This window comes from Holdemania filiformis DSM 12042, from assembly GCF_000157995.1.
GTDB classification, from domain to species: Bacteria; Bacillota_I; Bacilli_A; order Erysipelotrichales; family Erysipelotrichaceae; genus Holdemania; species Holdemania filiformis.
The window spans coordinates 406,176-414,815 of record NZ_GG657553.1; the positions used below are offsets into that span (position 1 = coordinate 406,176).

At 52.6% G+C, this 8,640-nt stretch carries 9 protein-coding genes; 5 read left to right on the forward strand and 4 right to left on the reverse strand.

The features are described from left to right. Positions 1-104: 104 nt before the first annotated feature. On the reverse strand, positions 105-1,556 hold the full coding sequence (locus HOLDEFILI_RS04320) for a glycoside hydrolase family 1 protein (protein ID WP_006058240.1): 1,452 nt from the start codon (positions 1,554-1,556) through the stop codon (positions 105-107). Positions 1,557-1,728: 172 nt separating this feature from the next. Here HOLDEFILI_RS04320 and HOLDEFILI_RS04325 point away from each other — a divergent pair, with 172 nt between their 5' ends. The 5 genes from HOLDEFILI_RS04325 to HOLDEFILI_RS04345 all read left to right on the forward strand — a co-directional run bounded on the left by HOLDEFILI_RS04325 (position 1,729) and on the right by HOLDEFILI_RS04345 (position 6,043). Then, positions 1,729-2,103: a RidA family protein gene (locus tag HOLDEFILI_RS04325; protein ID WP_006058241.1), complete on the forward strand. Its 375-nt coding sequence runs from the start codon at positions 1,729-1,731 to the stop codon at positions 2,101-2,103. A gap of 13 nt (positions 2,104-2,116) precedes the next feature. Next, positions 2,117-3,493, forward strand: a complete 1,377-nt coding sequence (locus tag HOLDEFILI_RS04330; protein WP_006058242.1) for a PTS transporter subunit EIIC — start codon at positions 2,117-2,119, stop codon at positions 3,491-3,493. A gap of 147 nt (positions 3,494-3,640) precedes the next feature. Next, positions 3,641-4,852 carry a pyridoxal phosphate-dependent aminotransferase gene (locus tag HOLDEFILI_RS04335; protein WP_006058243.1) on the forward strand — a complete coding sequence of 404 codons (1,212 nt, stop codon included), beginning with the start codon at positions 3,641-3,643 and terminating at the stop codon, positions 4,850-4,852. Beyond that, positions 4,845-5,339, forward strand: coding sequence for a PTS sugar transporter subunit IIA (locus tag HOLDEFILI_RS04340; RefSeq protein ID WP_006058244.1), 495 nt, complete (start codon positions 4,845-4,847; stop codon positions 5,337-5,339). The genes HOLDEFILI_RS04335 and HOLDEFILI_RS04340 overlap by 8 nt, the downstream gene beginning before the upstream one ends. Before the next feature lie 35 nt (positions 5,340-5,374). Then, positions 5,375-6,043, forward strand: coding sequence for a helix-turn-helix transcriptional regulator (locus tag HOLDEFILI_RS04345; protein ID WP_039863871.1), 669 nt, complete (start codon positions 5,375-5,377; stop codon positions 6,041-6,043). 39 nt (positions 6,044-6,082) lie between these two features. Here HOLDEFILI_RS04345 and HOLDEFILI_RS04350 read toward each other — a convergent pair whose 3' ends face one another. The 3 genes from HOLDEFILI_RS04350 to HOLDEFILI_RS04360 form a co-directional block, all read right to left on the reverse strand. Beyond that, on the reverse strand, positions 6,083-6,523 hold the full coding sequence (locus tag HOLDEFILI_RS04350) for a pyridoxamine 5'-phosphate oxidase family protein (protein ID WP_006058246.1): 441 nt from the start codon (positions 6,521-6,523) through the stop codon (positions 6,083-6,085). Between the two features lie 185 nt (positions 6,524-6,708). Continuing rightward, a complete protein-coding gene (locus HOLDEFILI_RS04355; protein ID WP_039863872.1) occupies positions 6,709-7,242 on the reverse strand; it encodes an HdeD family acid-resistance protein in 534 nt (177 codons plus the stop codon). A 204-nt stretch (positions 7,243-7,446) separates the two neighbouring features. After that, the gene (locus HOLDEFILI_RS04360) at positions 7,447-8,508 is read right to left on the reverse strand and encodes a helix-turn-helix domain-containing protein (RefSeq protein ID WP_006058250.1); all 1,062 of its coding nucleotides are present in this window, start codon (positions 8,506-8,508) and stop codon (positions 7,447-7,449) included. Positions 8,509-8,640: the final 132 nt, after the last annotated feature.

Below are 8,640 nucleotides of genomic sequence, written 5' to 3' on the forward strand. Positions count from 1 at the left end.
AATGCTTCATTCACCCGATCCAAACGAAATCCCACAAACCGAAAAGGAGTCTTTCCGCTATGAATATTCATAGGGAAAGGCTCCTTTTCCATAGATAATGAAATTTAATCCAGATCCTCGCCGTTGGTTTCAATGACCTTTTTATACCAGAAGAAGCTGTCCTTGCGGTACCGCTTCAGATCGCCGCGGCCTTCGTTGTCCTTATCGACATAGATGAATCCATAGCGCTTCTCCATCTCACCAGTGGACACGCTGACCAGATCCATCGTCGACCATGGCGTATAGCCGATCAGCTCCACGCCGTCGTCGATCGCCAGCCGCATCTGTTCGATGTGCTGGCGCAGATAATCAATCCGGTAAGCATCATGAATCTTACCGTCCTCCGTCAGCGTATCGCGGGCCCCCAGACCGTTTTCCGTCACCATGACCGGAATGCCGTAGCGGTCATAAATATGGTTCAGCGTGTAGCGCAGTCCCTTCGGATCGATCTGCCAGTCCCATTCCGTCGCAGTTAAATATGGGTTCTTCGCCCCGCCCATAACATTGCCGGACACCTGCGCACTGGTTGGATCCGAGCTGATGCAGTTGGACATGTAATAGCTGAACGAATAGAAATCCACCGTGCCCTCACGCAGATCCTTTAAATCCTGTTGAGTGATCTCAAACTCGATGCCCTGGCGCTCGAAATATCGCTTAATATAATAAGGATAAACACCCTTGACCTGGACGTCGCCGCTGAAGCAGTTGCGCATCAGGTCTTCCTGCTGGGTCATCAGCACGTCATCCGGATTGCACGTCAGCGGATACACCGTGATATGGCAGATCATCGTGCCGAACTGGAAATCCGGATTGATTGCTTTGCCCAGCTTCACCGCCCGGGCGCTGGCAACGAACTGATGATGCAGCGCGGCAAACCGCAGGTTCGGGTTATCGACCTGATCGGTGAAGAACTCCGTGCCTTCATTGAGGATTCCGGCATGATTCCAGTTGCCCAGCTTGGTCGTCAGGCAGTTGATTTCATTAAACGGAATCCAGTATTTGACGACGTCTTTGTAACGCTCAAACAGAACCCGGCAGAAATTCAGATAATAGTCGATGCAGCGCCGGTCGGCCCAGCCATTGCATTCCTGCGTCAGCGCGAACGGATTTTCATTGTGATAGATCGTAACCAGCGGCTCAATCCCCGCCGCTTTCAGCTCGGCGAACACGCGGTCATAGAACGCCAGACCGGCTTCATTCGGTTCACTTTCATTGCCGTTGGGGAAAATCCGCGTCCAGTTAATGGACATCCGGAAGATATTGAAGCCCATCTCCTTGCACAGCGCGATATCCTCTTGATAATGGTGATAAAAATCGACGGCTTCGTGGCTTGGATAGAAGTAGCGGTCTTCGTCGATCACCGGGGTGATCCGGCGCGGTTCTTTATGCGTGCCGTTGGTCATGACGTCGGAAATGCTGACGCCCTTGCCCTCGGCCTGCCAGGCCCCCTCGCATTGGTTGGCCGCCGAAGCAGCGCCCCAGAAGAAGTTTTCCGGAAAGCTTTTCAGTTGTTTCATTGGTTTACTCCTTTTCTTTGATTTACTGAACTAAATTTCATTTACATTTTCATTATAGAGCATGTAACCGGTTAAATCAATAAAAATAATTTCATTATTTATAGTTGACTAAATTATTATTCAGTGATAATCTGAAAGTGTAAAAATTAATTTAGCAAAAAGGGGGATTCAGATGAGAGAAAAAATTGCAACACCCAAAGCACCGGCGGCGATCGGGCCTTACGCCCAGGCTGTCCGACTGAACGATTTTTTATTTGCTTCCGGTCAGATTCCGGTCGATCCGGAAACCGGCGAGATCGCAGGCGACACGATTGAAAGCCAGACCCGGCAGGTGATGAAAAACATTCAGGCAATTCTTGAAGCAGCGGACATGACTGTCAGCGACGTTGTGAAAACGACATGCTTCTTAGCGGACATGAACGATTTCGCGGCGTTCAATCAGATCTACGGCGAAACCTTCACCCACTGCCCGGCCCGCTCCTGCGTCGCCGTGCGGGAGATTCCCAAGGGCGTCTTGTGTGAAGTCGAGATACTAGCGCATAAATAAGGAGGAAAACAGAATGAAAAACAAACAACTGGTCGAAAACATCCTCAAGCATGTCGGCGGCACCGCCAACATTGCCACCGCGGCTCACTGCATGACCCGCCTGCGCCTGAACTTAAAGGATACCTCACTGGTTGACGAAGCAGCGCTCAATCAGGTCGACGGTGTGATGGGCGTCGTCAACAAGGGGAAACAGACGCAGATCGTCATCGGCACCGACGTCGCCAACGTGTATAAGGATTTTATCGAACTCACTGGTCTTTCCGAAGAAGCGGCGGTCGAAGAAAATCTCGACGACGTCAAATCCGATCTAAAAAAGAAGAAGGGAAATCTTTTAACCGGTTTCTTTGAAACCATCGCGGGCATCTTCAATCCCATCGTTCCCGCACTGGCCGGCGCCGGCTTAGTCCGCGCCATTCTGACAATTGCCGTCGTATTCGGTCTGGACAGCTCCGGCAATACCTACTTTGTAATCAACACGATCGCCAACGGGATCTTTACCTTCCTGCCGTTCTTGTTAGCGGCTTCCGCAGCGAAGCAGTTCAAGATGAACCAATTCGTCGCGCTGACGATCTGCGCGGCGATGATGTCGGGCAGCTGGGCCGGCTTAATCGCGGAAGGCACAACGACGTTCTCCTTCCTGGCGATTCCGTTCACAGTTGTTAATTATTCATCCTCTGTGCTGCCGATGGTCTTTGCGATCTGGTTTGCTTCCTGGGTGGAACGCATGATCGACAAATTCATTCCAGGCGCGCTGAAGATCATTCTGGTTCCGTGCTTAACGATGTTAATCGCGACGCCGATCGCCTTGATGACAATCGGGCCGGTCGCCAACTGGGTGGGCCTGCAGCTGGCTGCGGTTGTGACCGTTCTGTTTGAGAAAGGCGGCGTCTTCGCCGGTCTGATCTACGGCGGTATCTACTCTGCGATGGTTGTCCTGGGCATTCATCACGGCATGGTTCCGGTTCTGGTACAGGGCATCACGACGCAGGGCTTCAACTATATTTCACCAGCCAGCGGTTCTGCGAACATGGCGCAGGCCGGCGCGGCATTCGGCGTCTGGCTGAAATCCAAGAACCCGAAGACCAAAACGATTGCGGCGTCCGCTACGATCGCCGCGGTGACCGGCGTTACCGAACCGGCGATTTACGGCATCAACTTCAAGTTTAAGAAACCGTTTATGGCTGCGGCCATCGGCGGCGCCTGCGGCGGTGCGTTCGCTTCCTTCTTCGCTTTGAAAGCCTATGCGATGGGCGGCCCGTCGTTCCTGAACTTTGCGATGTTCATCGGCGACAATCCGAGCAATGTCTGGCTGGTCATGGCGGCGTTTGCGATCTCGTTTATCGTTTCCGCGGTGCTGACAGTCGTCTTCGGCTTCGACGAAAACCGCTGAGTCTGACCCTTTCCGCTGAACTGCCGGTTCCTCCCACGCCGGTGGTTCAGCTTGCCGCTCCCTTGGAAAAAGGGACATAGTCTGCAATGGATGATAAGAACAGGGCTGCGCCAGGCAGCCCCTGTTTCATAGAAAGGAAACAACACGATGAAAGAGAAAATGATTCCGGCTTTCCGCAAAGCCGAGGGCGGTTTGTTTACCGCTGTGGAAAAGGCGGATGTCGGCAGCGCCTATCAGGAAATGGAGAAACAGGGCGTTGCGTTAATGGGCTGGGCTGATCCGTTTATGCCGGACGCCTCCATGCCCAAGCACGTCGAACAGGCGTTGATCGACGCGATCCGGCACCCGTCCGCGCCGCACTACACCGCGCCGATCGGTTCCTCCCAGCTGAAAGCAAAAATCGCAGAAAAACTGAAAACAAAGAATCACCTGCTTGTCGATCCTGAGCGCAACATCCTGATCACGCCCGGCTCGGACAGCGGCCTGTACTTCGCGATCCTGCCGTTTATTGAGGACGGCGATGAAGTTCTGATTCCCTCGCCCAGCTATCCCAACAACACGCTGAACATTGAAATTATGGGCGGGCGTGTCGTTCCGGTTCCGCTGCATCCGGAAACCGGCTATCAGCTGGAAGCGGAGCTGCTGGAACAAAACGTCAGCGAAAAAACAAAAATGATCGTGCTGACCCATCCGAACAATCCGACAACGACCGTTTATAACCGGCAGTCGCTGGAAATTTTGCGGGACTTTGTGCTCCGCCACGACCTGATTCTGGTCTGCGACCAGGCGTTTGAAGACTTCTGTTATGAGAATGAAATGATCACCCCGGCCGCGATGGACGGTATGTTTGAGCGCACTGTGACGGTCTTCTCCTTTTCCAAGGGCATGGGCCTGAGCGGTTTGCGCGTCGGTTATCTGGTCTGCGGCGATGAGATCATGGATTCGCTGTACGCCAACGCGGTTTCTGTTTTGGGCGCAACCAATACTGCCTGCCAGAAAGCGCTGATCGCCGCCTTAGAGGATCCGTCATTTATGCAGGAATTTGAACGGTCGTTCGACATCCGCCGGCAGGCCGCGAAAAAGATTCTCAACTCCATCCCCAACGTGCACGCCGATCTGCCGCAGTCCGGTTTCTTATGCTGGGTGGATGTGTCCCGGTTGGGCGATTCCTCGCAGATCGTGCAGTATCTGGTGAAGCACGCTCAAGTCGCCGTCAACGATGGGAAAAACTACGGCCCGGGCGGGGAAGGTCATCTGCGCATCGTGCTGGGCGTGTATCGGGACGACGCCAAGGTGATCGCCGCTTTAGAACGGATCAAGGCCGCGCTGATTCAGTGGCAGGAGGAAAACCATGTTTAATTTGTTGAAAAAGAAAGAAACCGAGCCGACGGTGCTGGCTCCCTGCGACGGCCGGATCGTTCCGCTCGAACAGGTAAAGGACGCGACGTTCAGTCAGAAAATGATGGGCGACGGCTTCGCGGTCATGCCTGCCGGGGAGTATATCGTCGCGCCGTTTAAAGGCACGGTGCTGATGGTCTTCCCGACGCTGCACGCAATCGGTCTGCGCGCGGAGGACGGCCTTGAATTTCTGATCCACATCGGTATGGACACCGTGAACGAAAAGGGCAAGGGCTTTGAATGCTTCGTCCGAGAAGGCGATAAAATCAAACCCGGCACGACCTTGATTCACTTCGATCGGGAAGCGCTGCAGGCGAAAGGCTATGATATGACGATTCCCTGCGTGATCACCAATGGAACAGAATTCTCAATCACCCGCCTGATCACGGCGGAAAACGCCAAAGCTGGAAAAACAAGCGTACTTACGTATAGCCAGAACCGGGGTTGATCGTTTACAATAAATGGAAGAAAAGAGGAAAGACTATGGCTTATCAATCTGTCGACCTGACCCTGGTAGATCAGGAAATTCTGAACTCCTATTCCAACATGATCGAAGGGCTGGCCTGTTATCTGGGGGAAGGGTATGAAATTGTCCTGCACTCCTTAGAAAATTACGAACATTCCGTGATCAACATCATCAACGGATCGCATACCGGAAGAAAGATCGGCGCGCCGATCACCGATCTGGCGTTAAACATGCTGGAAAAGATTGAAAATACAGACAAGGATTATATCACCTATTTCAGCACAAATAAAAAAGGCGAACCGCTGAAATCGACGACGATTGCGATTCGCGGAGAAAAGCGCAGAATCATCGGCCTGCTTTGCATGAATCTGTACATGAACACCTCGCTGAATGATTTTGTGAAGACGTTAGTCCCGCAGACGCCGGGGTTGTTAGGTCAGCCGGCGATGGAAAACTTTGCGGACAATTCCGACGAGCTGATCGAATCAACGCTGCGCAGCATCCGCGAGCGGGTAATGAACGATGCGTCCATCGCGCCGTCGAATAAAAACAAAATGATCGTGATGGGACTGGATGATTACGGAATTTTCAACATCAAGGACGCGGTGATCAAGGTCGCCAATCTGTTGGATATTTCCAAGAACACCGTCTACATGCACCTGCGCAACAAACAGAATAACAAATAAAAAATCTCCGGGTCATTGGACTTCGGAGATTTTCTTCATTTATACGAAGTTTTCTTTCTGTGTAAAATCCAGATCGTACCGGATTCCATGACTCATCAGCACGCCCTGGGTCAGGCGGATCCGCAACAGGATCGTGTTCGGATTGTCAAGATCGGTATGGCCGTTGCCCAGCCAGGCGGAGAAAACGGTTTCCAGCCACTGCCGCTTAGCCTGGTTCTGTTTCAGCTTCAGCGCGCCCAGGTTTTCTCCGATGCCTGAAGCGTTAAACCAGAATCCGCAGACCGCGACCTGCGGATGAGCCGCGATCTGTTTCATCTTCCGCGACCGTTGATCGGTAATGACGTAAAATGATCCGTCCTGATAAACACTGTTGACGATCCGCACCGCTGGTTGTTCGCCGTCCAGCGTCGCCAGGGAGAGTTCCGACTCCTTGCCGAACCGTTCGTTCATAATCGCCAGCGCTTGTTCCATAGCCTTCATAAGCCACTCCTCGCTTCTAGGATAGCGGACCTTCAATCCGCTTATTCTTTATTTTCATTGTAAAGAACCGCCGACGCACTGTCAAACTGCTTTTCAGGGAATAAAAAACGGGAAACCGCTGTCGGGGTGTTCCCTTCCCCTGTACGGCGTTCCCGTTTTGTTTCATCTGTGCTGATTTCAGAAAGTTACAGCCAGAAGCGTTGGAAATAAATCCCGCGCAATAAGGCGTGCGCGCCTTCCACGATCAGAGCGATCGCGAAGATTGTCGACAGCGCCACCGTGCCGATCATCGGCTTGAAGAAGGTCAACAGCCCCAAAACTGTCATCGCCGCGCCGATCAGGACCAGCCAGCCCCAGCCGTCAAAGTTCAATTTTTTCAGATCAAAGCCGCCGACCAGCTTGGACAGGCCGGAAAACATGATCCACATGCCGAAGATATACGGCAGAACAGAAGCCACCAGCACGCTGTTGCCCAGAAACATAAAGCCGACCAGCACGCCCAGGATGCCGTCCAACAGCTGCCATCCAGCCCCGAGCATCAGATCATGGAAAACAAAATAAATCGTCAGGTTGAAAATACCGCTTAACAGAATGACAAACCCGATCATCCCGGCCATCGAGATCAGCGAAGCATCCGGTCTGAACAGCAGCGTACAGCCGGAAAGGATCAACAGGATCCCCGCGATAAACCACAAAATCCGAGTCATTGAATTCTTCATCATGTCCACTCCCTTTTCGGTATCAGATCTTTACTCTGATTCTATCTTTATCATAGTCTTCTTTATCCCGAAAGGAATAGACAGCCGGAGAAATCTGTCGAAATCGTGAACAATTGGCTTCCTTTGTCCAAAGGATGTCATCAGTGAGTCCAAATACAACTTTCAATCCTCTTTAAAGCTCCATCTGCAATCATCGCATCGGGATCAAGCGGGATCCGCCGGGGGTAAATAGCGGGAAACAAATTCCGCATACGCCGGATCTTCGCGTAAGAAGGCCAGCTTCTCATCCCGCTGCAGTTCTTTGAGCAGCGAGCTGCTTAAAAGGCTATTGAACGAACCGACATCATTGGTATTTTTAATATGCGGATAGAGCGGCGAAGCTGACGGATCCCACGGTTGTTTGAGCGCTTCCAGCATACGCTGCAGGGCGTCCAGACACGTCTTTGCGTCCTTCTTCTGCAACGCCAGCAGGAAATCGGCGATCGCGTGATCGTAAGGCATCAGATCGAACTGTTCCGCAGTCTTGCGCGACAGCTCGCCATAGCGCTCAGCCCGTTCGCGCTGCCCCTGCTTCCAGCTGAGATCCATTAAATTGCTCAGCTGCGTGATGAGGTTGTTCGCCGTCTTTAACAGCTGGCGTTCCATCAGGTCCAAAGCTTTTTCCTGCTCGCCGCCGGCAAGATGCAGATTGATTTTCAGCTGCTGCTTATCCACTGCCAGCGGTTCGGGCAGCTGATCGAGCAGCGTCCGGGCTTCGTCCAGCGCTTTCCGCTCCAGAGCGTCGGAAAACAACATCACAATCGCGGATTCCCGGACATGCCGGTTTTCCCCGTTCACGCATAACCGCAGCCAATCGTCAGCCTGCGCCTTATACCGCGGGGCATCCTCCGGCCGGGTCATCGAAACGGAGCCTTTGATCATCGTGGCCATGCCGTAGATCAGCGTCATGCAGTTAGGATATTCCCGCACCCTGTCCCGCGCCATTTCAAACGCGGCTTCCAGATCTCCGGTTTTCACCTGCTCCGCGACTTCGTTCATCAGGTTGGCAACTTCCAAGTCTGTCAGCTCGTCTTGAAAGGAAAGCAATGTGTTCAAATCTGTTTTTAACAGCCGGGCTAACGGCGGCAGCAGCGTGATATCGGGATAGCTGTTGCCGTTTTCCCATTTGTTGACAGCCGGGGCAGAAACCCCCAGCAGTTCGGCAACGCGGTCCTGCGTCAGGCCCAGCTCCTTGCGGCGCTGGCGGATCACTTCGTTTATTTTCATAGTGAATCTCCTTTCAGGTAATTTGCGGATCGTTAAGAAAAAGCTTTTTCTAAGTTTATCTTAACAGCCGCAGAGCCTGGACACAATTGAAAGGACAGAAGGTTTTGGTTAACTTTCTTAACCTGCGGTTAC